This window comes from Kangiella sp., assembly GCF_048265365.1.
Taxonomy (GTDB): Bacteria; Pseudomonadota; Gammaproteobacteria; order Enterobacterales; family Kangiellaceae; genus Kangiella.
The window spans coordinates 1708070-1730996 of sequence record NZ_JBLXBT010000001.1; the positions used below are offsets into that span (position 1 = coordinate 1708070).

20 protein-coding genes and 1 pseudogene are annotated in these 22927 nt (G+C 43.0%); 6 read left to right on the top strand and 15 right to left on the bottom strand.

Annotated elements, in window-relative coordinates; genetic code table 11:
* The first annotated feature begins 5 nt into the window (after positions 1-5).
* Positions 6-788, top strand: coding sequence for a class I SAM-dependent methyltransferase (locus tag ACN0VI_RS07925; RefSeq protein ID WP_331892831.1), 783 nt, complete (start codon positions 6-8; stop codon positions 786-788).
* Between the two features lie 29 nt (positions 789-817).
* Here ACN0VI_RS07925 and ACN0VI_RS07930 read toward each other — a convergent pair whose 3' ends face one another.
* The 10 genes and pseudogenes from ACN0VI_RS07930 to ACN0VI_RS07975 form a co-directional block, all read right to left on the bottom strand.
* Positions 818-2206, bottom strand: coding sequence for an MBL fold metallo-hydrolase (locus ACN0VI_RS07930; RefSeq protein WP_331892830.1), 1389 nt, complete (start codon positions 2204-2206; stop codon positions 818-820).
* On the bottom strand, positions 2196-3791 hold the full coding sequence (locus tag ACN0VI_RS07935; RefSeq protein ID WP_417446363.1) for a Na/Pi cotransporter family protein: 1596 nt from the start codon (positions 3789-3791) through the stop codon (positions 2196-2198). Before ACN0VI_RS07935 ends, ACN0VI_RS07930 begins: the two co-directional genes overlap by 11 nt.
* Positions 3792-3811: 20 nt before the next feature.
* On the bottom strand, positions 3812-4696 hold the full coding sequence (locus ACN0VI_RS07940) for a ribose-phosphate diphosphokinase (protein ID WP_417446364.1): 885 nt from the start codon (positions 4694-4696) through the stop codon (positions 3812-3814).
* The gene (locus ACN0VI_RS07945; protein ID WP_417446365.1) at positions 4693-6207 is read right to left on the bottom strand and encodes a thymidine phosphorylase family protein; all 1515 of its coding nucleotides are present in this window, start codon (positions 6205-6207) and stop codon (positions 4693-4695) included. The genes ACN0VI_RS07940 and ACN0VI_RS07945 overlap by 4 nt, the downstream gene beginning before the upstream one ends.
* 19 nt (positions 6208-6226) lie before the next feature.
* The gene (locus ACN0VI_RS07950; RefSeq protein ID WP_417446366.1) at positions 6227-6973 is read right to left on the bottom strand and encodes an endonuclease/exonuclease/phosphatase family protein; all 747 of its coding nucleotides are present in this window, start codon (positions 6971-6973) and stop codon (positions 6227-6229) included.
* A gap of 32 nt (positions 6974-7005) precedes the next feature.
* The gene (locus tag ACN0VI_RS07955) at positions 7006-7296 is read right to left on the bottom strand and encodes a hypothetical protein (RefSeq protein WP_331892824.1); all 291 of its coding nucleotides are present in this window, start codon (positions 7294-7296) and stop codon (positions 7006-7008) included.
* Between the two features lie 472 nt (positions 7297-7768).
* A complete protein-coding gene (gene arsB, locus ACN0VI_RS07960) occupies positions 7769-8788 on the bottom strand; it encodes an ACR3 family arsenite efflux transporter (protein ID WP_417446367.1) in 1020 nt (339 codons plus the stop codon).
* Complete coding sequence (locus tag ACN0VI_RS07965) at positions 8788-9261, bottom strand: arsenate reductase ArsC (RefSeq protein WP_417446368.1); 474 nt, start codon at positions 9259-9261, stop codon at positions 8788-8790. The genes arsB and ACN0VI_RS07965 overlap by 1 nt, the downstream gene beginning before the upstream one ends.
* A 52-nt stretch (positions 9262-9313) precedes the next feature.
* Positions 9314-9655 (bottom strand): metalloregulator ArsR/SmtB family transcription factor, encoded by a 342-nt coding sequence (locus tag ACN0VI_RS07970; RefSeq protein ID WP_417446369.1) that lies wholly within the window; start codon positions 9653-9655, stop codon positions 9314-9316.
* Positions 9656-9857: 202 nt separating this feature from the next.
* A pseudogene (locus tag ACN0VI_RS07975) lies at positions 9858-9974 on the bottom strand (MerR family DNA-binding transcriptional regulator); the annotation flags it as partial.
* A gap of 317 nt (positions 9975-10291) precedes the next feature.
* Between ACN0VI_RS07975 and ACN0VI_RS07980 the strand changes: the two are divergent.
* Both ACN0VI_RS07980 and ACN0VI_RS07985 read left to right on the top strand, forming a co-directional pair.
* A complete protein-coding gene (locus tag ACN0VI_RS07980) occupies positions 10292-12544 on the top strand; it encodes a heavy metal translocating P-type ATPase (protein WP_417446370.1) in 2253 nt (750 codons plus the stop codon).
* A gap of 15 nt (positions 12545-12559) precedes the next feature.
* Complete coding sequence (locus ACN0VI_RS07985; protein ID WP_417446371.1) at positions 12560-12922, top strand: cupredoxin domain-containing protein; 363 nt, start codon at positions 12560-12562, stop codon at positions 12920-12922.
* A gap of 130 nt (positions 12923-13052) precedes the next feature.
* Here the strand turns inward: ACN0VI_RS07985 and ACN0VI_RS07990 are convergent, their stop codons facing one another.
* Together ACN0VI_RS07990 and ACN0VI_RS07995 are read right to left on the bottom strand one after the other, a co-directional pair.
* Complete coding sequence (locus ACN0VI_RS07990) at positions 13053-14672, bottom strand: BCCT family transporter (RefSeq protein ID WP_417446372.1); 1620 nt, start codon at positions 14670-14672, stop codon at positions 13053-13055.
* 21 nt (positions 14673-14693) lie between these two features.
* Positions 14694-15800 (bottom strand): hypothetical protein, encoded by a 1107-nt coding sequence (locus tag ACN0VI_RS07995; RefSeq protein ID WP_417446373.1) that lies wholly within the window; start codon positions 15798-15800, stop codon positions 14694-14696.
* Positions 15801-16030: 230 nt separating this feature from the next.
* Here ACN0VI_RS07995 and nhaD point away from each other — a divergent pair, with 230 nt between their 5' ends.
* Positions 16031-17434 (top strand): sodium:proton antiporter NhaD, encoded by a 1404-nt coding sequence (gene nhaD, locus ACN0VI_RS08000; protein WP_417446374.1) that lies wholly within the window; start codon positions 16031-16033, stop codon positions 17432-17434.
* 64 nt (positions 17435-17498) lie between these two features.
* On the opposite strand, the gene ACN0VI_RS08005 is transcribed toward nhaD, so the two are convergent.
* Positions 17499-18242, bottom strand: a complete 744-nt coding sequence (locus tag ACN0VI_RS08005; RefSeq protein ID WP_417446375.1) for a HesA/MoeB/ThiF family protein — start codon at positions 18240-18242, stop codon at positions 17499-17501.
* 184 nt (positions 18243-18426) lie between these two features.
* On the opposite strand from ACN0VI_RS08005, the gene moaB reads away from it, so the two are divergent.
* On the top strand, positions 18427-18996 hold the full coding sequence (gene moaB, locus ACN0VI_RS08010) for a molybdenum cofactor biosynthesis protein B (protein ID WP_417446376.1): 570 nt from the start codon (positions 18427-18429) through the stop codon (positions 18994-18996).
* Entirely contained in the window at positions 18993-20219 is a 1227-nt protein-coding gene (glp, locus tag ACN0VI_RS08015; protein WP_417446377.1) for a gephyrin-like molybdotransferase Glp, read from the top strand. Before moaB ends, glp begins: the two co-directional genes overlap by 4 nt.
* A gap of 98 nt (positions 20220-20317) precedes the next feature.
* Here glp and narL read toward each other — a convergent pair whose 3' ends face one another.
* The gene (gene narL, locus ACN0VI_RS08020) at positions 20318-20962 is read right to left on the bottom strand and encodes a two-component system response regulator NarL (protein WP_417446378.1); all 645 of its coding nucleotides are present in this window, start codon (positions 20960-20962) and stop codon (positions 20318-20320) included.
* Positions 20959-22713, bottom strand: a complete 1755-nt coding sequence (locus ACN0VI_RS08025) for a HAMP domain-containing protein (protein WP_417446379.1) — start codon at positions 22711-22713, stop codon at positions 20959-20961. Before ACN0VI_RS08025 ends, narL begins: the two co-directional genes overlap by 4 nt.
* Between the last annotated feature and the right edge of the window lie 214 nt (positions 22714-22927).

Here is a 22927-nt window from a genome sequence, read left to right on the forward strand (position 1 = left end):
CAGCTATGAATTTTCAAGAAGTTGAATCCGTAAAACAATCATTAGAATTAAGCAGTCATAGACTGATTGATTTCCTACCATATTTATATCAAGACTTTTCAGAGTTGGGCAGCAACACTGGCTACATGATGGAGCTGATTGATGAGCTGCAAAAAACAGAACTTGGTAAAAGAGTTCTGGATTTATGCTGTGGCAAAGGCGTTACCTTAATCAATCTTTGTAAACAATATAACTGGCACGGCATTGGTGTCGATGTCGTCGAAGATTTCATTCAGCAAGCTAGAATCGATGCTGCGAGCCAGCGGGTCAAAAGCCAGGCACAGTTTGTTCGTCAGAATATGGCTGACTTTTTAAAACAAAACACTGAACAATTTGATGTTATTGTTTTCCCTGCCTGCACAGATGTTTTGGGTGATAGGGTTGAAAGCCTTAACATACTGTCAAAGCATATTAATGATGACGGTTTTGTACTGGTCGAAAGCGACTATAAAAGTCATTCCTTCAATATCGGCAGCGGTGCAGAACTCACTAAAAACATGGACGATGTGATCGCAGAGTCAAATCTTCACTCAACCCGAAAAATCATTTGGGAACAGAAAATCTTGATTGATATTTATCGTCGAGATACCCAAAGGTTAGCTGCCAGAGTTAATGAACTGAAAGTTAAGCAGCCGGAAATTAAACGAGAACTCGAACTGTTTATCGAGAATCGTAATGAGCATTTACAGAATTACATAGACAATGAAATTGCACGCGCCAGCTGGTTGCTATCAAAAAAGCCATACTAACAGACGCGATTAATCTCAGCCCCAAGAAACTAAACTCGTATCACTTCACCTTGTTTGGCGATATCGACTTCGCTATCAATATTCTGAGTCATAAATTTATGAAACTCTTCCATCGTGGTCTTAGCGCCATGGATTAGCACTAACCTTGGAGAGTTTTCGAACTTCTGATACCAGCGCAGCAAGTCTTTTTGTCCCGCATGGGCCGAGAATCCGCCGATGGTGTAGACATTCGCGGCAACTTTCACTGTCTCGCCCCAGAGTTTAATATAAGGCGCACCTTCAACAATCCGGTTACCTAATGTGCCCTCTGGCTGGAATCCTGCAACAATCAACGAGCATTGAGGACGCCAGATATTATGCTTCAAATGCTGCTTAATGCGTCCACCATTCATCATGCCACTTCCGGCAATAATAATAGCGCCTTTATGAACACTGTTAAGTTCAATCGATTGTTCGGTATCAGGAGTAAACTTCAAGTTAGGTAGTTTCTGATGGAGGGTATCACCTGACCACAAATCCTGGCTTTCTTTTTTATACAGCTGCCAGTGCTTGCCGTAAGTGTTGGTCACTTTGATCGCCATAGGTGAGTCTAAATAAATATCCCAGTTGTCCAAGTGCCATTCTTTGTAATATTTGGCGAAGTAGTAAAGCAGGATTTGAGTACGTCCCACCGCAAATGAGGGGATAAGTACATTACCGCCATCGTGGCGCGCTTGTTCTAACGCATCCTTAAGTTCAATAATCGATTCATCCCATGTTTTATGATTACGATTACCGTAAGTGGATTCCATGATGACCAGATCAGCTTTACCATGAAGGTCAGAGTCCTGCTGGATCGGCGAACCTGGGTTACCAATATCACCGCTGAGAATAATCCGCTTGGTATGACTGTTTTCTTTAACCAGCAATTCGATGTGAGCGGAGCCCAGGATGTGTCCTGCATTGTGCAAGACCATGGTAATGTCTTCTGTGATCTCAACTGGCTGATTATAGGGATGTAAGTTTAATAGTGACAAAACCGGTGGCACATCGTCCTGTGTATAGAGTGCATCAACTAGCTTCAAACCTTTTCTATCCCGTTTTTTATTTGCCCATTCCGCTTCCTTTTCTTGCAAAAATGCGCTGTCCATAAGCAGGATATCGAGCAGGTCTGCATTTGCCTGGTGTGTATGAATCGGTCCCTGATAACCCTGACTGACTAGAACCGGCAAGCGACCGCTGTGATCAATATGGGCATGAGTTAAAATCACTGCATCAAGATCGCGCAGCGAAAAAGGGAAGGGGGCCCGGTTGCGCTCTTCTTTCTTGGGAGCGCCCTGAATAAGGCCGCAATCAACGATGATATTACTGTGTTCAGTGGTAATCTGGATGCAGGAACCAGTAACTTCTTCTGCTGCACCATGCACTTTAATTTTCATGGTTAGTGTCCTTAAAGGTTTTATCAATTGATTCTAACGCCTGCATATAATATTTGCAGGACTTGTAGAGGGATTTATTTAGATTTAACAAAGTGGAGATGATATCCACTGAAATATTTTGACTGATTTGTGAGGTCAATAAATTTGCCTCACTGGTTTTAAACTCATGAAACAGTTGCTCGTACCAGTTTTTGGTGAAATCTTCAAAGCTGAGTTCAACTCGGTGATCGAAGAGGTTTCTTGAATCTTCATAAAATGCTTTGGCCTGACTGAAAATAGGGAAGGTTGACTTGTCATGGTAAGACTCTTCTAAATCAGGCTGCTCTAAATCAACCAATAAATCTTTCAGCAGTTTTGCAGAATAGATACCATGCCTGGTGGCTGCCAGAAGATTATATAAAACTTGTGTTTGTTCCTGTGTTAACGGTCGCTCTGACAATTGTCGAGAAAGCTTAATAAATAACCCTTCCATCTTTTTTAGCTCAAAATAATGCTCTGAGTTTATCAAGTCCGTGGACAAGCATTTCTGATTGAATTGACCCACTTGATTGATAAATGAAACCGCCTCCGAACGAAATCGCTCGATTGCAACCGGTGGCATGTTTAGTGGAATAAGAGACAGTCGGCTTTCAATAGGGCTTAAAGTATCTTTAAAGCGCTGTGACAAAAAGTTAACAAAGTAAGTGAAGACTGTAAGATATATCAGAATACCCATTAGATTAATGATGCTATGGAAAGCAACGATACTGATCAGAGGGTCACTGATACTAAGGTAATCAAATATTGTTTTAATCAGGGGCAATATCAGCAAGACTGCAACAAATGCATTGGTTAAATTAAAACACACATGAGCCAAGGCAAGCTGCTTCTTGATTTTAGCTCCTTTAATACTTCCTAGAACTGCTGTACTAGTAGTACCAATATCAGCACCTACAACAATGGCAAAAGCATTCTCAACGCTTATCAGTCCTGCGTGTGCAGCACTTAAATTCATCATCATCACAGCAGAGCTAGACTGCAACAGAGCCGCTAATATCATACCCATGGCCACAAATATCAGAGGCGACTGACTTTTTAAGTCACTCAGGTCAAAGTTCTCGCTTAGGCCCAGAGTTCCAGATTTGATGATATCCAAACTGAATAAAATCAAGCCCATACTGATGAACAACGAATATAAAGCGACCTGATTAGAGTTTTTAGCGAAGAAAACGCGACCAAGCGCAGCGATGCCAATAAAGTAAATGGCAAACTCGCCCAGGCTAAATTTGAAACCCAGAAAGGTAACCAGCCAGCCGGTTGCGGTAGTACCAAGGTTTGCACCAAAGATGACGCCGACGGCTTGTTTTAGGTTCAACAATTTTGAGCTGGCTAAGGCCAAGACGATCAAGGTTATCAGAGAACTGCTTTGTACAACCGTAGTACAGGCAGCTCCAGTGATAACTGCCGTGATTGGAGTTTTGGTCCAGGAGGAAAGGTAGTGGTTAAGTCTCCCAGAGGCTAACTTTGCAAGACTAGATTCAATCAGCGACATTCCCCACAGGAAGATGCCAACGCCAGCTAAGAAGTTCAGCCAATCTAGATTCATCTTTGCAAAGCCCTATACGATTACTTCACCAGTTTAAAGCTTTCGGCAATACTATCGGAGACGTCGATTGCATTACTGACATGCGGAATCGTGTTGCAACTGACTATCTGGCTGATGTGTGAATGAGCCAACTTTCCGTAAGCATTTTCATTAAATATTGCATGAGTTGCGACACAGATAATGGTTCTGATTCCTGCTTCCTCCAGATGTCTGGTAATTTCTAAAATTGTGTGTCCAGTGGAAATAATGTCATCAACCAGCACTACGGTTTTGTCTTTGTATTCTTCCAAGCCTTTAACCGTAATTTCTACATCCTTATCACCACGACGAACTTTATTGGCGACCAGAAACGGTACATGGATTTCACTGGCAATCGCTTCAACCCATTGGCGGCTTTCGCTATCAGGACCAACAATGACAGGTTCTTTTACTTGGCTTTTGATCCACTGCGCGATGGGACTGGAAGTATGAGCCAGATAAGTGCGTATAGGATAAACCTGATCCAGACTAAAGAAACGATGCAGGTGTGGATCGACAGTAATCAGTGCGTCCAGATTCTCAGAGAGGATCTCAGCAAAGTGTTTGGCTAGAATCGATTCTCCCTCATGGAACACGGCATCTTGACGCATGTAAGGAAGATATGGGGCAATGAGTACAATCTTCTTTGGCGATTGTTCCTTAATCATACGTAGCACAAACAACAGAGGAAGGATTTTAGAATTGGGGTGGGACAAATCTGCCAACACGACCACCGTTTGTTCCTTGCATGGAGTTAGCAACTGAACATTGACTTCGCCATCAGGAAAGCAGTGCATCGATAATTTCCCCATGGTGGCACCGATTTTGTCACACACAGGCGCTGATAAATTCAAGTTTTCCGACAAATCAAACAATAGGGTGCTCATAATCCTTCCTCGATAATGATCATCTCTTTATGAGTGTTGTAAAAATCTAATGCGTATTCAAGCTCACCGGGAGCCTCCGAATGAATTGTTAGCAAGGTAGAACCCTCTGTAATAAAATCACCAACTTTGGCTTCCATATAGACACCTGAAGCATGATCTGCGGGCGCGCCAGCAAGCTTTGCCAGACGACTTAATAGTCGGTTGTTAATTCGTCGAATATAGCCTGTTTTATCTGCATTCACATTCATCTTGCAGCATCCAACGGGAGGTTCTTTAAAACCGCCTTGCGCTTCGCAGATTTGCATGAACTTATCCCAGGCTTCTCCTGACTCTATAACACGAAGTGCTTCTGGTATCCCTTCACCAGCCTTAACAATTCCAGCATGTTCCAGTAACTCTCCGGCAAGAAGAACGGAGCGTTCTTTTAGGTCTTGCGGGGCGGAGTTTTCATTTTTTAATACACCAATAACGTCCCAAGCCTCAAGCGCAGGACCTATACCATAACCTACAGGTTGCGAACCATCGGTTAGAACCACTTTTACTTTTAAACCCATTTCATCGCCAATAGCTTTTAACTGTTCGGCAAGTTCCTGGGCTTTCTCTTTACTGCGCAGTTTTGCGGTTGGGCCGACAGGAATATCTATTAATACGTATTTAGAGCCCGCAGCAATCTTCTTCGACAGGATTGAAGCGATAAGTTGACCTTCAAAATCGATATCCAATGCCTTTTCAACACTGATTAAAATATCATCAGCGGGACTTAAACTAACTGAACCGCCCCAGGCAAGGCAGCCATGATGTTGCTCCACTACTTGTTTTAACTGTTCAAAAGTTAAATCAACTTTGGTCATGGTTTCCATGACATCTGCCGTGCCTGCAGGAGAAGTGATTGCGCGTGATGAGGTTTTGGGAATAGTTAATCCCTTTGCAGCCAGAATAGAAACTATAATAGGGGAGGTTCGATTACCGGGCAGTCCACCAACACAATGCTTATCAACAATTTTATCGCCAGGCCAGGATAAGGTCTCGCCAGCTGCAACCATCCCTTGAGTTAAATATAAGACCTCTTCATGGGTCATATTGTTGTTGGCGCAAGCGGTAATAAAAGCTGCCAGATGAACATCCATATAATGACCATCGACGATATCGCGGACAATTTCGTGCAACTGATGCTTATTCAGTTCATGGCCGAAAGCTTTAGCGCGAATATATGCGAGAGAATCGACCTGCGGTGCATGGGAGAGCTTGATACGTTGCCCTTCAGTAATTTTTAAGCGTTTCCAAGCTGTCTCTGAAAGACCTGCATAACCGGATTGAATCAAATCACTATAGACAATTAATAGCGTAGCAATGACCTTTTTATTATTAACTTCTACCTGCACACGCGACATGGTTTCAAAACCTTCCGAACGTGCAACAGGCGAATCGGAGCGCAGGAAAATCAATGGCTCGTGTCGTGAATTAATCCCTAATCGTAAAGCAATGGGTAATATTGATTCCGTTTTATCCATATCAATCTGTACTCAATATTTATAACTTAAACTCTGTTATGACCGGTTTGTGATCGCTGGCCACTTTGGATAGCTTTTTTCGACATAAAAAAACATTTTTGAGCTTTAGGTTACCCTGATAAAAAACGCGATCTAATCCGCCACGTGGAGAAAATGATGGATAGGTTTTTAAAGCTGACATTTTATTTTTATAACGCCGATCGGTTGCACAGAGAAAACCGGCACCATCGGTCATTGGCTTGCGTAATAATGACCGCCAATCATTAAAGTCACCAATGATCAGTTTATTACTGTCCTCATCTAAATTTTTAAATTCGGCCGAGTTCAATAGCTTCTGAATTTGTTTGTCGCGCTCTTTGGCGGACAAACCTAAATGTAAATTAAAGACTTCAAGATGAACCGTCTTGGTGGAACTGGATGGAATATCTATCGTGGTATGCTGACAGCCGCGACGTTTTTTATTGTCAATCGTTAGATCAATGTTACGTTCTCGAACAATGGGAAAGCGACTCAAAGTGGCATTGCCATAGTGACCTTTTTTGAGGCTAACGTTTTTACCGAGAACGTAATATGGGAAGTCGAGTGCTTCAGCCAGCTCTTTAGCTAAATTCAATTCACGAGAGCGGGGCACGCCATCATCGACTTCCTGCAAAGCAATAATATCAGCATCATAGCTTTCCAGGATTTCAACAATACGCTCAGGACGAAACCTGCGATCAACGCCAATAGCACGATGGATGTTGTAGGTAATAACCTTAAGGTTCATCCTGGGTTTTCCAGATCAATCACTAGCAGGGGTTAGCCTGTCAGGTCACTGGATTTGAATGCTTGTTTTAAGTCCTTGTAAGCCTCTTGTAGCTGATTTCCCATCAAAGTAAAACCTTTGCCAATATCCTCAGAAGCCTTCTGAGCACCTTTACCAATGGTCTTTGCCTTAGCTTCAAAACGCTCCCAATCGTGTTCAGTTTCCTGCCACTTATCCCTAAGTTCAGCCTTAGCCAGATACGCTTGAACCTTCAACTCGTCACGTTGAGTTTTAATGCGCTCATAAAGCTTTTTCGCTTCTGCTTTCAATTCTTCTTCATTCATGACGCAAACTCCTTTGTCCATATGTTTAAGAGTGTAAAGCACATACTAGGTATATCATATCGAGAGTTTAACTGCTTGATTTTTGTCAAGGAATGAGGAGGAAAGTCAGGTATTTGGTGAGTGCAGCCCATGACTTGTCTTTACAAAGGAAATCTAGGTTAGTAGGTGGTTGTGAACCCTATTGTTTTGAAAGAGCTAAGAGCAGATCCTGAATCAAGTTCAGGATGACAATCCTCTGGTAAGGAGTTCCTGTTTTAGGTAAATATCATTAACTTTGCTAGGTACACACTTAGCTTAACGGTAAAGCCCTTATTGGCACCACAACAAATCTCATGTCATCCTGAACTTGATTCAGGATCTTCTCTTAACAGACTTTATTTGAAGGGGGGAGCAATTAGAATGGTTTACGGCAAGAATGGACATATGTATGAAGGAGTCAGGGACAACTCATCAGTTGTCCCCACAAATAAATCTAAGTCTTAAACCAATGCTTTGTCCTATTTGCAAATGCCACCAACGACAGCATTACTGGTACTTCAACCAGAACGCCAACTACAGTGGCCAAAGCAGCGCCTGAGTGAAGTCCAAACAATGAAATGGCGACAGCAACAGCTAGCTCAAAGAAATTGGAGGTACCAATCATACAGGCCGGTGCAGCAACATTATGCGGCAACTTCATAAACTTGGCAGCGGCATAGGCGATAATAAATATGCCATAGGTTTGTATCAGTAGTGGAATGGCGATCAGGCCAATATCAAGCGGCTTATCGAGTATTTTTTCGGCTTGAAATGCGAACAATAAAATAATGGTTAGCAATAAACCTAATATCGACCATGGCTTCGACTTAATCAGAAACATATTAAGTCTGTGATGGTCGTCTTTTTTATCTAATGCGTTACGTGTAATGGCACCAGCGATAAGTGGTAATAGTACATACAGAACTACCGACAATAATAAGGTTTCCCATGGCACTGTAATATCCGTTACGCCTAATAAGAAAGCGGCAAGTGGCGCGAAGGCAAAGACCATGATGACGTCATTAATGGATACCTGAACCAGGGTATAGTTGGCATCGCCTTTGGTTAAGTGGCTCCACACGAAAACCATTGCGGTACAGGGGGCGACGCCGAGTAGAATCATGCCCGCGATATATTCATTAGCGGTTTGCGGATCAACCAGATCAGCGAAAAAGAATTTGAAGAAAAGGACGCCGAGCGCAGCCATGGTGAATGGTTTAATCAACCAATTGATAACCAGAGTTAAAATAAGCCCCTTAGGCTTTTTGCCGACATCTTTAATCGACTTAAAATCAACTTGCACCATCATCGGGAAAATCATCAACCAGATGAGTACTGCCACCAAGATATTGACGTGGGCGTATTCCAGTTTTGCAATGTAACTAAACACATCCGGTAATACATTTCCCAAGGTCACGCCTACGACAATACACAGCGCTACCCACAGCGATAAAAATCTTTCAAAAACACCCATTAAAATAACTCCCCAAGTTGTTGCAGTTCAGTTTTAAGTTGATCAGCGTCCATCTGTTCAAAATCTTTCTCCAGAAGCGCACGAATGCGTTTTTCGAAAACGCTAATCACATGCGCAAATGCTTTGGTTTCGTCCTCTTCGGAGCTATGACCCTTTGACGGATCTGGCAGACCCCAATGTACTTTTATAGTTTTACCCATCCACACAGGACAGGCTTCGCCAGCGGCGCTATCGCACACAGTAATCACCGCATCCGGCTCAAACTCACTCAGCTCATCCCAACTTTGGCTGGTTAGCCATTCGTTGCTGTAGCCATGCTTGGCGAGGTATTTCAAGGTAAGAGGGTGGACAACACCGCGAGGTGCGCTTCCAGCACTGGCAGTTTCAAGTCGACCTTCACCCAAAGTGCGCGCAATGACTTCCCCAAGTACGCTACGGCAGGCGTTGTGAGTACAGACAAAGAGTAATTTCATGCGTTCAACCCTATAGAAACAACTTTAAAAAAAATTAATAACATTATGATTATTAACAGCAAATTGAAGGTTCAGGACGATTGGTCATTGCTTGCAGACGCTTCAGGTTCTGTACAATAAAAGCTTCATTACTTTGAGCCGTCTCTGTCAATATGGAGTATGTCCAAACTGGTAAATCAGGGTTTAATCGATAATAAACCCACTTGCTATCACGTCGATCCAGTAACAAGCCACATTGGCGTAACTGTGCCAGATGGCGAGAAATCTTAGGCTGGCTTTCGTCTAGCGCCTCCATTAATTCACACACACATAATTCGTTTTCTTGTTGGATTAGCAACAGGCAACGTAAGCGCGTTTCGTCGGCCAGGCATTTGAAGAAATCAGTCGGTTGCATATTCTCGCCTTAGGATGAATATATATGGCTGGCAATATATATGAAAAATCATATGTGTCAAATAAAAGAGCCGTTGTGATAATCGTTAAGGGAGGGGGGAAGTATTTAATCGGGCGAGGATAGATCGTCCCTACAGATTATCTAACTGGTAAAATGACCTATAGGATGGGTTAGCATTTATGCGGAACCCATCCTATAAACTATAACGACGAATTCCGCCTTCTTGTTTGGGAATCCTAAGCAGACCTTTACGTTGATAATACCTGATGGTTTCAACTCCAACGTCGCCCGCTTTTGCAAATTTGCCAATTGGAAACATGGGGCTTGACTCCGTACTATGGTACTGTCTTTATACTATTGCCATGTCAAAACACGTACGAGGATAAATTATGACTCCTAAGCAAGAAATAAAAGCTGTACTGTCTCGAATGGTAATGGGTAAACACGTGTCCCCATACAGACTCGTAACTGATGGGTTATATATCAATGCTAACTCACACTCACGCTATACATCCTCCAAAGCTCGAGGTCAGGAAATCACCAGCAGCTTATGGTTATTTCTTCTAATCATTGGTGCTAAACTAACTACAATTGATTCAGTAAAAGAATTGCCAATTATGCTTAAGGTTAAGCCACATGAGTGATCATCCTTCCAAATTAAAAACCATAGAGCTCACCATTGAAGGCGCAGGCTGCGCCAGCTGTGTCGGCAAAATTGAAGGTGCGCTGAACAATCTATCCGGCGTAGAAAGCGCTGAAATGAATTTTGCTGATCGTACAGTCACTGTTAAAGGGAGTGCCTCCAATAACTCAATGGTTAAAGCTGTCGAGAATGCAGGCTATAAAGCTTCGGTTATTGAAAACGAATCTGAAAGTGATGCTCTGGAAGAGAAAGAGCAAGCTAATCAAGCCTACTACAAACGCTTGATGATTAAGATGTGGATTGCGTTATTAGTCGGTGCACCCCTAATGGCTTATGGCTTGCTTGGAGGAGCCATGACCGTAAACACAACCAACGAGCGAATCGTCTGGTCAATAGTGGGCCTTATTACTCTTGCCATCATGTATTTTTCCGGCAAGCATTTCTTCACCGGCGCCTGGAAATCCTTTAAAAACCACTCAGCCAATATGGACACCCTGATTGCATTAGGTACGGGGACTGCGTGGGTCTATTCGATGGTTGTTGTGTTCTTCCCTGATGCAATACCCGAAATGGCGCGCCATGTTTATTTCGAAGCAACTGCCATGATTATCGGTCTGATTAATTTAGGGCTGGCGCTGGAAGTCAGAGCACGTGGCAGAACCTCAGAGGCCATTAAGAGGCTCATTGGGTTACAGGCTAAAACTGCCCGAGTCATTCGAGATGGTGATGAAAAAGATATTCCCATTGAAGATGTACAGAAAGATGATTTAGTACGCGTTCGTCCTGGTGAAAAAATCCCGGTTGATGGTGTGGTTGACGAAGGTAAGTCCACTATTGATGAATCGATGCTAACAGGCGAACCGATGCCCGTTGAAAAAGGCGAGGGCGATGAGATCTCTGCCGGTACGATCAATAAAAGTGGCTCAATAATTTTTAAAGCGACGCGTGTCGGAAAAGACACTGCGCTCGCGCAGATCATCAAGATGGTCAAACAGGCGCAAAACTCCAAGCCACCGATTGGCCGCCTGGCCGATGTTATTGCTGCCTACTTTGTGCCTGCAGTCATGATTATTGCGGTTATCACGGCATTGGTCTGGCTCAACCTTGGCGCCCAAGATGCTCTGGCTTTTGCCGTCGTATCGGCAACCACTGTTCTCATTATCGCCTGCCCGTGTGCCTTAGGACTGGCAACGCCCATGTCTGTGATGGTTGGTGTCGGTAAGGCCGCTGAAGCCGGTGTTCTGATACGCAACGGAGAATCGCTACAGACCTCTTCCAAAATAACCGCAATGGTACTTGATAAAACCGGCACCATTACCGAAGGCTCGCCCAAAGTAACTGACATAGTGTCATTCAATGATTTATCAGACGATGAGAACTTGAAGCTGGCAGCAAGCCTTGAAACAGGTTCTGAACATCCGCTTGCTCAGGCGATTGTCGAATCTGCAAAAGAAAAAGATATTGAGCTAAGCAAAAGCTCAGACTTCAACTCTATTGCCGGTCACGGTGTAGAGGCCAATGTCGACGGCAAGCATCTGTATTTTGGTAATGAAAAGTTGATGCGTGATCAAGGCATAGAGATCGATCATGCCGTTGAAAAAGCACAAGAGTTAGCCAGCGAAGCAAAAACGCCTATGTACTTCGCTATCGATAAAAAACTAGCTGCTATCATTGCAGTGGCCGATCCCATAAAAGAAGATTCCATAGAAGCCATTAAGCGACTTAAAAAAGCTCATATTCGTGTGATTATGTTAACCGGCGACAATAAGGCAACCGCTAAAGCAGTGGCCAGCAAAGTTGGCATTGATGATTTCTTTGCCGAAGTTTTGCCGGAAGAAAAAGTCAATAAAGTGAAAGAACTGCAAGAAGAGGGCGAATTGGTAGGCATGACCGGTGACGGTATTAATGATGCTCCCGCACTTGCTCAGGCAGACGTCGGGTTTGCCATTGGCACAGGAACCGATGTGGCCATCGAAAGCGCTGATATCACCTTAATGCGCGGATCGTTGCATGGTCTGGCTGATGCAGTCGCCACCAGTAAAGTCACTCTGCGCAACATCAAGCAAAATCTGTTTGGTGCCTTCATCTATAACGTAGCAGGGATTCCAATTGCAGCGGGGCTTCTGTATCCATTCTTCGGCATCTTGCTCAGCCCGGTCATTGCTGGCGCAGCCATGGCGTTCTCTTCAGTAACGGTTGTCACCAACGCCAACCGTTTACGCTTCTTTAAACCCAAAGACCATTAAGCCAAAGGACACACTATGAACTTACTCATGATAAACATTATTGGCTTAGCAGTTATTGCCCTGATCATTTACTGGTTCTGGATCTATAAACCCAAAGACGTGCAGGCAAAAGATCAGGACCTCATCAAAATTACCGTCGAAGACGGCATCTACCAACCGTCACGAATCAGCGTGCCAGCCAACACCGACATCACCCTCGAGTTTAAACGCATAGATGAAACACCTTGCACTGAAATGGTCATCTTCCCAGAGCTGGATATCAGTGAAAGTTTACCTATCAGTAAGACTAAAACCATCAAACTGAAGAAACTTAAAAAAGGTAATTATCAGTTCCATTGCCAGATGCAAATGTATAAAGGCGAGCTGCATGTTGAGTGAAAAAATCATCACTATTTTAGGTGGTACTTTTTAATGCGGTAGAGGGCGGACCAAAGTGTTCGTCCTAAACATTGATGCATAAAAAAGGGCAGACACACTGGTCTGCCCCTACCAATAACCTTCAGTCAGGTCATTGTCCTTTATAGTTCAAATTATAGGCTGCTCTTAGTCCCATAAATAAACTCACGCACATCAATAGCAGAACAATAGTAAAGGGGAGGCCAACAGTAATTGCTGCAGCTTGTAATGCATCTAAAGCTGCTTTGCCGCCACCAAACAATAATACACCAGCAACAATACCTTCCAACACAGCCCAGTAAATACGCTGTGTTACTGGAGCATTAACTTTGCCGCCAGCAGTAATGCTGTCAATGACTAACGAGCCGGAGTCGGAGGAGGTAATAAAGAATACCAGAACCAGTATAATCGCGACAAACGCAGCAACTTGACCAAATGGCAGATTTTCAAGCATTTGGAATAATGCTAAAGAATAGTCACTGATTCCATCTGACAATTTGCCCACTTCGTTTTGCACCTGATCGATTCCCATTCTACCAAAGGTTGTCATCCAGACTGCGCTGAGCAGGGTTGGAATGACTAATACCGCTGCAATAAATTGTCTAACCGTACGACCTTTCGATACGCGTGCTATGAACATGCCAACAAAAGGTGACCATGAAATCCACCATGCCCAATAAAATATTGTCCAGCCTTTATAAAAACTCTGATCCTCACGTCCAACCCAGTTACTCAGAGGAATAATATTCTTCGCATAGGAAATAAGGGTTTCACCAACACCTTGTAGAATCATCATGGTAGAACCGACAATAATAACGAAAATCATCAGCAGGGCGGCAATCGACATATTGATGTTGCTCAGCACCTTCACGCCACCATCCAAGCCGCGAACCACGGAAAAGATTGCAACGACAGTAACACCGAAGATAATGGCAAGCTGTGTCGAGATATTGTTGGGAATGACGTCGAATAAATGATGCAAACCACCAGCAGCTTGCTGTGCACCAAACCCTAACGACGTAGCTAAACCGAAGATGGTTGCAAGCACCGCAACAGTATCAATGACATTACCCGTTGTTCCCCAGACGCGCTCACCAAACAAGGGATAAAAACTCGAACGAATGGTTAGCGGCAAGTTACAGTTATAGCTAAAAAAGGCAAGCGAAAGGGCAACCACCGCATAAATACCCCAAGGATGCAGCCCCCAGTGAAACATGGTGGCACTCATGGCCATATGTTTGGCTTCCTCAGTCATTGGCGGGGTATTGAAAGGGGTATTCGCTCCAGCACTGGTAAAATAGCCAACGGGTTCAGCAACGCTCCAAAACATCAAGCCAATGCCCATTCCTGCTGCAAATAGCATTGAAAACCAGGACAGCAAGGAAAAGTCTGGAGTGGCTTTTTTACCTCCGATTCGAATTTTTCCGTAGGGTGATAACAATAAGAAGAAACAAAATAGGACAAACGCATTACCGCTAAACATAAACAACCAATCAAAGTGAGTTATTGACCAGTTTTTTGCTATTTGATAATACTCGTTGGATCGCTCTGGAAATATAAGTGTCAGAATGACAAAAAAGACAACGAAAAAACTGGAGGTAAAAAATACAGGGTTATGTAAGTCCATACCAAGAACTTCAACGTTATTTTCGCCTATCTCATGTTCCGTATCGTATTTTTTGTGCAGTGGATTTTTGGATGAATTTGGCTCTTTTTTATCAGAGTCGCTCATGAATCCCCCTATGGATGAGTATTAAAAGTAATAACCGATATTAATATTTAAACGTGAATGCCATTTTTCAGGCCCGTCATAGACTCCTATCCCAGGCCCTCCGGCAAACCACATGTTTTTGCCGGCTATCCAGTCAATGTAGGTATAAAGTCCCTCCTTAATTAAGGTGCAACCTGTGACATTCTGAATCGAGTCAGTTAGCCCTGGCTTGTTACTGGTTGAAGTGTAGGTAAAATCGTTATAGCAAACGACCTTATCGACGAACTCATTGCCAACATCAAAACTTTTCGCAAGATTAAAGCTGGTGACATTGGCCTCTGTAGCAATTTCGAATGGGAAATCAAAGGCAGACATGGCAATTCGATGGTCGGTATTTTGCAAACCGGGAGCTGTATCGAAGTCGTAATAAATATGCTGTAGCTGCAAGTTCCAACTGTCAAAGCGGCCATCAAAATGAACTGCGGCAGCAGTGTGGTTACCAGTGTCATTAGTGGTTTGATTACGAATCTTTCCCGCTTGCAGAGAACCGCCAATAACATGGTCACCTAGTTGATATTGCACTCTAACGTTGGCCTGACCATCCTCTTTATTATCGCGGTCTTCGGTGCTGGCGATATCAAAGGAGTAACGCCCATAACGCGCCGAGTTGTCATATTCACTATTAAAGAAGTAGGCTGTGTCGAACGTCCAATCACCGGAGGTATGAGTCCATTTTACTCCCGAATCATAATCATCTTCGAAGCCCAGATAATAAGTACCACCGAACCAGAAACCGTGAGAAGCATAAGGACTGATACCGAAAGGTACCTGCGAAACGCCAACCGCCAATCGATTAGAATCATCGAACTGATAACCCACTTCAGCATGGTGAACAGCGTTGAAATCTTGGTAAAACCGGAATTGAGAATCTACGAACCATTTGCCTTTGATAATATCAACGTCAACAGCAAACAGCTCAAAATCAAACTGACCATCACTATCATTATCGTAATCTTTCCAACCGTAGTTGAGCCTGATAGCACCGCCCAACTTGACATCAACTTCCTCGTCATCCGCACTCGCTTCACCAGGTGATACCAGAAGTACCCCGAGAAACAAAACTAATCCCCCAGATCGAACCTTTGACATATCCATCCCTTAGTTAATGCTGTGCTCAATTACCACTATACCCACGTGACTTGATAAATCAAACGCACTAAGGCTTGAGGACGCGTAGAGCAGAACAGACTTACGCTATCAGTAAAACTAATCACACCCCATACAATAAATATCGAAAAACATTGATTTAAATCTATGTCGATGAATAAAAGCTGATTATAATTGCGCCACTTTTCCTTAGCACAGATGAAGTAAACGTCGTGAAAACCCCAGCCATATTAGTTGCACTTATCGGTTTATTCCTTCCTTTTCAATTGCTTGCATCAGAATCTTCAACCGGAAACACACTTGATTTAACCCAGCATTGGGTAGGTTTTGTGGCCATCGCCATCTTCGTTGTGGCGTATTCTCTGGTCATATTCGAAGAAAAAATCCACTTAAGAAAATCTAAGCCAATTTTAATCGCTGCAGGTTTGATCTGGCTGGTGATTGGTATTGTCTATAAACAACATGGATTATCTTCATTAGCCGAAGAGGGTATTCGTCATAACTTCCTGGAGTACGCTGAGTTATTCTTCTTCTTGCTCGTTGCCATGACCTACATTAACGCCATGATCGAACGAGATGTCTTCGATGCTCTGCGCGACTGGCTGGTCAACAAAGGATTTACTTACAAACAGCTGTTCTGGATGACTGGTATTCTTGCCTTCTTTATCTCACCCATTGCGGATAACTTAACCACAGCATTGATCATGTGTTCAGTGGTTCTGGCGGTCGGAAATGGCCATGCAAAATTCGTCGGCGTCAGCTGTATTAATATCGTTGTCGCCGCTAATGCAGGTGGCGCATTCAGTCCATTCGGTGACATCACAACCTTGATGGTCTGGCAAAAGGGCATGGTAGAGTTCTCAGAGTTCTTCGCGCTGTTTTTACCGTCAGTAGTCAACTTCCTGGTGCCAGCATTGATCATGCAATTTGCCATCATGAAGGGGAAACCTGATGCAATTGAAGAGGGCAGTCATGCGCAAATCAAGCAGGGCGGTTTAGTGATAGTTGGCCTTTTCCTGGTTACTATCATCACAGCCATTTCATTCCATAACTTCTTACATTTACCACCAGCCATCGGCATGATGCTCGGCCTTGGTTTCTTGAAATTCTATGGATTCTTCCTGCGTAGAAAACACAAAAAAGAAACTGAAGAAAATCCAACCAGTGTATCATCGCAAAGACCATATGATATCTTCGACCGCATCGCGCAAGCAGAGTGGGACACTTTATTCTTCTTCTATGGCGTGATACTTGCTGTGGGTGGTTTAGGGTTTTTAGGTTATTTAGGTATGGCATCGAGCTACATGTACGGTGAGCTTGGTGCAACTCCAGCCAACATACTCGTTGGCATTCTGTCATCTATAGTCGACAACATCCCTGTTATGTTCGCAGTGCTGACCATGCAACCCGACATGTCACATGCACAATGGCTACTGGTCACATTAACGGCGGGCGTAGGCGGTAGCTTACTATCTGTTGGTTCAGCAGCAGGTATCGCACTGATGGGTCAAGCCCGAGGCCACTACACTTTCATGACACATCTCAAGTGGACACCAGTCATTGCTTTAGGCTACGCAGCCAGTATCTGGGTGCATTTATTAATTAATGGGGGATGATTCTAGTTACTGCTAATGTGGATCTCAGTTCAGGTTTTTTAATAAGTGTTTCGTATTAGCAATATTACAAACTACAAATAGGGCAGTTAATATCTTTGGTGACTTTTATTTTACTAAAGTCACCATTGAGCGCATCGTATATCAACAGTTGACCATCAGAGACTTTGCCTGCCCCTGTTAGTATTTTTAATACTTCAGTAGCCTGTAGAGTGCCAATGGTACCGACAACAGGTGAAAGGACTCCCTGATCCAGGCAGTTTTCATCAAGCTGAATATCCGGTTGATACAAGCACTGATAGCAAGGTGAGACATCGGTGTAATTGAAAACGGCAAGTTGTCCTTCAAATCGTATAGCCGCACCTGAAACTAGTGGCTTCTTATGCTTCACAGCTGCACGATTAACAGCAAAGCGCGTTTCAAAATTATCGCAGCAATCAACAACCACATCGACCTGACTGAGTAATTCATCTAAATCTTTGTCTTTGATTTTCAGAGGAAGAGTGGTGACTTGAATCCAAGGGTTCAGTGACTCAAGAGTAGCCTTAGCGGAATCCACTTTATTCAGACCAATACTCCCAAGGTTATGGACTATTTGTCTCTGTAGATTTGAACGCTCAACTTGATCGTGATCAGCAATATAGAGATGGCCAACACCAGCCGCAGCTAAATACATAGCCACAGGAGCACCCAAGCCACCCATACCAATCACAAGGACTTTGGATTGCTTAATTTTTTCCTGACCATCTTCATCTATCTGAGGCAAGATAATGTGGCGACTATAGTGAATGAGCTCTTGTTCGGTAAGCATGGCTGCATCTTGTCTATTTTAAGTGATGGAAGTATCGCATAAAAATTCTTGCAACCCAATAATCAGATTTCTTGTTAAGGACCGAACGAAATGGATGTTTGAAAAGCGAATTTTATTGATCTTTGTCAAGTTAGGCAGAGTAACGATCTTCTATGATACAACAAACTTTAACCGGTATTTTTCCATGAATTCTCACAATAAACAGCCTAAGCCCTTTATTCCTTTAAACATTTCTGTGCTGACAGTCAGTGATACTCGCACTGAAGAAACAGATACTTCTGGCAAAACGCTGATTAAAGGTTTGACCGATGCAGGTCATCTGTTAGCCCATAAAAAAATTGTAAAGGATGATATATATCAATTGCGCGCAGTGGTATCACAATGGATTGCTGATGAAGAAGTGCAGGTGGTATTAATCACAGGCGGTACAGGATTTACTGCACGAGATAATACCCCTCAGGCTATCAGTCCATTACTAGACAAAATGGTTGATGGTTTTGGAGAATTATTCAGACACATCTCTTATGGAGATATAGGCACATCAACTGTTCAGTCCAGAGCCTTGGCGGGTTTAGCCAATCGTACTCTCATTGTTTGTATGCCCGGTTCCCCTAACGCGTGCCGAACAGCCTGGTATCAGATTCTTGAAGAGCAGCTTGATAACAGTCACCGTCCCTGCAATTTTGTAGAGCACCTGGAAATTCAGCAAGCCGATGAAGCGGGGCGCTTGCAAGTCTGTGAGACGCGCTCATGAGTTGCTGTGATGCTCCAGGTTTAATGCCCGTTAATCAAGCGATTGAAACATTGCTGGAAAGCGTAAAGCCGATTCAGGAATACGAAACGGTAACTTTAAATGAGGCATTGGGGCGAGTTCTAGGCAAAGAGCAATTTTCACACATTAATGTTCCGGGCTTTGATAACAGTGCTATGGATGGTTATGCCGTTCATACTGATTCTTTAAAAACTGGTCAGCCATTGCGAGTCAGCCAGCGTATTATTGCTGGCGATCCAGCTGATCAACCTTTGGAAGAGGGAACTTGTGCTCGAATTTTCACGGGTGCGCCAGTACCAGCAAATTGTAATTCAGTGGTAATGCAGGAGCAGTGCGAAGTTTCTGAACATACTGATGGCATTTGGGTAACGTTTCCTGAGTTCGTTAGTGAGCAGCAGAACATCCGTCCCAAAGGTCAGGATATTGCAGCTGATTCTGCTATTCTTAATGCTGGCAAAGAATTACGAGCACAAGAGCTTGGATTGTTGGCATCGGTCGGCATTCAGCAGGTTCCTGTCTATCGCAAATTGATCGTTGCTGTGATCTCAACTGGCAATGAGTTGGTTGAACCCGGTAAACCCATTGAAGCAGGACAAATTTATAACTCCAATCATTACACGCTTATCGGTTTATTACAGTCATTAGGTTGTGAGATTTATGATTGCGGCACCATTGAGGATGATGAAGTAAAAATTCAACAGGCGCTTACCGATGCCTCTGAGAACGCTGATTGTATTATAACCAGCGGCGGAGTTTCAGTTGGCGAAGAAGATTATGTAAAAACCAGTGTTGAAAAGCTTGGTCGACTGGATTTGTGGAAAATTGCAATAAAACCAGGCAAGCCATTTGCTTTTGGTTACGTCAAAAGCACTCCTTTTATAGGTCTGCCCGGGAATCCTTCAGCAGTGTTTGCGACATTTAATGTGATTGCGAAGCCTTATCTAAAAGCCTTTCAAGGTTGCAATGAAAAATATTCCAATCAGTTGACTGCCAAGGTAGCCTTTTCGATCAGTAAAGCAGCTCCCCGCGAGCAATATTTATATGTCAAAACCTTCGAGAAAGAAGGTGAAATTTGGTTAGATAAGTATCCCAATCAAAGTTCTGGAGTATTATCCTCAAGTAGCTGGAGTAATGGTTTTGCTCGTATTCCTGTTAATACCGTTGTTAGTGCTGGGGACTCAATAGAGTTCATCCCTTTCAATTAGTTCTTTTTAGCTTTACCGAGGTTTAATGTAATGTTACAGGATGGGTTTCCTGCACCCATCCTGTGCTTAGAGCGAATTCAGTATTGGCTAAGTTGCCATCAAAACAATTTATTCTCAACCGCGAACAATGCCGCTTCGATTCGAGATCGGAGGTTAATCTTTTTCAGCAAATGTTTAACATGCACTTTAACCGTGCTTTCTGCAATATCTAGTTTTCGTGCAATAACCTTGTTGCTATCGCCTTGCGAAATATAGCGTAAAATTTGCGATTCCCGATTGGTTAGTGCTTCAAGAAGTTCTTCCTTTTCGGCTTTAGGACGAAATGACTTTGCTAGAATTTGGGTCAATGGTGCGCTTATCACCAGCTCTCCCTGCATGGATTTATTAATATAGTCAATCAACTCTTCAGGTTCGGAGTCTTTAAGAATATACCCGTCAACACCCGCCTTAAGAGCCTGTAGAACATCGGCCTCTGCGTCGGATACTGTGAACATAATAACTTTTGCTTTAACACCTGTCTGCTTAATGGCCTTTAATGTCTCAACGCCATTCAACCCCTTCATATTAAGATCCAGCATGATCAGATCGGGGTCTAACTCAAGTGCACGTTTAACAGCATCTTCTCCATTATTCGCTTCAGCAACAACCTCCAGGTTATCCTCAAGATCAATCAGTTGAACAACACCTTTACGTAACAACGGGTGGTCATCAACGAGCATGATGGAAATATTGTTCTGTTTCATCGTATGCCTTCTATAGTGTTAGTTTGTGGCTCTAAAGTCATTTCAACTTTGGTGCCTTGCGGTTGCACTTTGCGTATATCAATATTGGCACTTAAAGATGCAGCGCGTTCATTCATAATGGATAAACCATAGTGGGTGCCTTCGGGCATTTCATTTGGTATGCCAACACCATTATCAATAACTTCGACATGTACCTTTCCATCTTGGATAAATAATCTGACCCAGGCCTGACTTGCTTGAGCATGCCTCTGAACATTAGATAAAGCCTCACGCACTATCTGTAACACATGAATTTGTTGATTGGAGGTCAAGGTTTGATTGGTAATTGAGTAATCAAGCTCTACCTCATAACCACATTTGGTACTAAATTCAGCGACGGTACCTTTGAGCGCGCTTTCTAAAGAAGGCTCCTCAATTTGTAGCCGGAAGGTTGTTAGCAACTCTCTCAATTGTCGATAAGCATTGTTTAAACCATCTTTTAGATCGTCAATGGTTATTTCTATTGTTCGTCGCTCAAGATTTTTATCAAGCTGCCTACTGAGCAATGACGTTTGAAGCTTCAAAAAGGACAGTGATTGTGCGAGGGAGTCATGCAACTCTCGGGCAATGACAGCACGCTCTTCCATTAGAAGCAGTAGGTTTTCCTGTGCTCTTTTTTGGTCAAGACTGATTGCAACAGCTATGTTGTCAGCAATAGCTTGCAAAAGGTTTTGAACCCATTGTTCCGGATTTTCTTTATTAGAGAAATACTGAAGTGAACCATAGTTCTTATCTTGTTTGGTGATGCTAAAGGAGTGCCTGAATCTATTTGATATTCGACAACCATTACAATGAACCTGGTCGCAATTTTTTGGTAGATCGTGCTGACTGATGGGAATCCTATGGTGTGTATTTTCTACCTTTTGATCAAGGCATAATATCACCTGTCCATTACCTATCGTTTGTTCTACCTGACCTAATAAGTTTTCAAAGTCACGTCTGCTATTGGCCCTGACCAGATTATGGGAAGTTTGGTAAAGCAACTCCAATGACTTATTACTTTTCTCCAACTTGGTTGTTTTTTCTAAAACTTTTTCCTCAAGATGGTTATGGATGATCTGTAGTCGCTTAGACATCTCATTAAAAGTAGTACCGAGTAGACCAATTTCATCATTAGAGGTGTCGCTAACTCGTACATTAAAGTTACCTTTTGATGCTTCTTTTGCTGCTGCCACCAGGTTATTCATCGGCTGAACAATACTTCGATTGATACGATAAAGTGCAATAAAGGCTGTTAACAGTGTTAAGAAGAGTGCACTACCTTGAATCATTCTAAGAATACGAATCTTGCGCTCCGATTCACTTTGCAGAACCGATACTAGACGGTCAATTGTATCGACGAAGTTATCGATCAAAATATAATTATTTTTAAATATCGCTGGATTGGTGTTTACTTGTGATTTAATGGCCAACCACTGCTGCTCAAGCACTTTATGAATTTCTATAATCCTTTTATTTTCACCGTTTGCAATTAAACCATGGCTTAGCAATATGCTGAGTCTACGTTCAAATTCACGGATCTCGTCAGTTCCCGAAGTTGCATTTAATATTTCTAAATCATTTTGCTCTGCTGTAAGTGCCCTGGATAAACGAATAGATTGCATTCTAAGTGAACCGGCAAGATTGATCTGTGCAGCATCACCATCCAGGCTCTCGGAAACAAACATCGAACTAATTAAGCTGGCTAATGCCAGGGCGACAATGATAGCCATTACAGAACCCGCTCTAGTTACTAAGGAGGTGTAATTGACCGTGTTGTCTTTTATCGTCTTTTTAAGCAACGTCTTAGCCTTTCGTTGAGTAGTACCACTTAAGAACCTAAGGTTAGAAATTTTGTTACCTTGCGCAAGCATAATTTAAAGTTTTCTAAATTTATCAATAGGTTAAATCGATCGTGCTTATACTACTTAGGTGGTAGTTTTCAAA

Excerpts from the sequence above, each read along its gene's own strand:
- ACN0VI_RS07950 (WP_417446366.1), bottom strand. The coding sequence starts at position 6,973 with ATGAACCTTAAGGTTATTACCTACAACATCCATCGTGCTATTGGCGTT.
- ACN0VI_RS07925 (WP_331892831.1), top strand. The coding sequence starts at position 6 with ATGAATTTTCAAGAAGTTGAATCCGTAAAACAATCATTAGAATTAAGC.
- ACN0VI_RS07965 (WP_417446368.1), bottom strand. The coding sequence starts at position 9,261 with ATGAAATTACTCTTTGTCTGTACTCACAACGCCTGCCGTAGCGTACTT.
- narL (WP_417446378.1), bottom strand. The coding sequence starts at position 20,962 with ATGAAACAGAACAATATTTCCATCATGCTCGTTGATGACCACCCGTTG.
- ACN0VI_RS07945 (WP_417446365.1), bottom strand. The coding sequence starts at position 6,207 with ATGGATAAAACGGAATCAATATTACCCATTGCTTTACGATTAGGGATT.
- glp (WP_417446377.1), top strand. The coding sequence starts at position 18,993 with ATGAGTTGCTGTGATGCTCCAGGTTTAATGCCCGTTAATCAAGCGATT.
- ACN0VI_RS07985 (WP_417446371.1), top strand. The coding sequence starts at position 12,560 with ATGAACTTACTCATGATAAACATTATTGGCTTAGCAGTTATTGCCCTG.
- moaB (WP_417446376.1), top strand. The coding sequence starts at position 18,427 with ATGAATTCTCACAATAAACAGCCTAAGCCCTTTATTCCTTTAAACATT.
- ACN0VI_RS07990 (WP_417446372.1), bottom strand. The coding sequence starts at position 14,672 with ATGAGCGACTCTGATAAAAAAGAGCCAAATTCATCCAAAAATCCACTG.
- arsB (WP_417446367.1), bottom strand. The coding sequence starts at position 8,788 with ATGGGTGTTTTTGAAAGATTTTTATCGCTGTGGGTAGCGCTGTGTATT.
- ACN0VI_RS07955 (WP_331892824.1), bottom strand. The coding sequence starts at position 7,296 with ATGAATGAAGAAGAATTGAAAGCAGAAGCGAAAAAGCTTTATGAGCGC.
- ACN0VI_RS07980 (WP_417446370.1), top strand. The coding sequence starts at position 10,292 with ATGAGTGATCATCCTTCCAAATTAAAAACCATAGAGCTCACCATTGAA.
- ACN0VI_RS07935 (WP_417446363.1), bottom strand. The coding sequence starts at position 3,791 with ATGAATCTAGATTGGCTGAACTTCTTAGCTGGCGTTGGCATCTTCCTG.
- ACN0VI_RS08025 (WP_417446379.1), bottom strand. The coding sequence starts at position 22,713 with ATGGCTATCATTGTCGCCCTGGCATTAGCCAGCTTAATTAGTTCGATG.
- ACN0VI_RS08005 (WP_417446375.1), bottom strand. The coding sequence starts at position 18,242 with ATGCTTACCGAACAAGAGCTCATTCACTATAGTCGCCACATTATCTTG.
- ACN0VI_RS07940 (WP_417446364.1), bottom strand. The coding sequence starts at position 4,696 with ATGAGCACCCTATTGTTTGATTTGTCGGAAAACTTGAATTTATCAGCG.
- ACN0VI_RS07970 (WP_417446369.1), bottom strand. The coding sequence starts at position 9,655 with ATGCAACCGACTGATTTCTTCAAATGCCTGGCCGACGAAACGCGCTTA.
- ACN0VI_RS07930 (WP_331892830.1), bottom strand. The coding sequence starts at position 2,206 with ATGAAAATTAAAGTGCATGGTGCAGCAGAAGAAGTTACTGGTTCCTGC.
- ACN0VI_RS07995 (WP_417446373.1), bottom strand. The coding sequence starts at position 15,800 with ATGTCAAAGGTTCGATCTGGGGGATTAGTTTTGTTTCTCGGGGTACTT.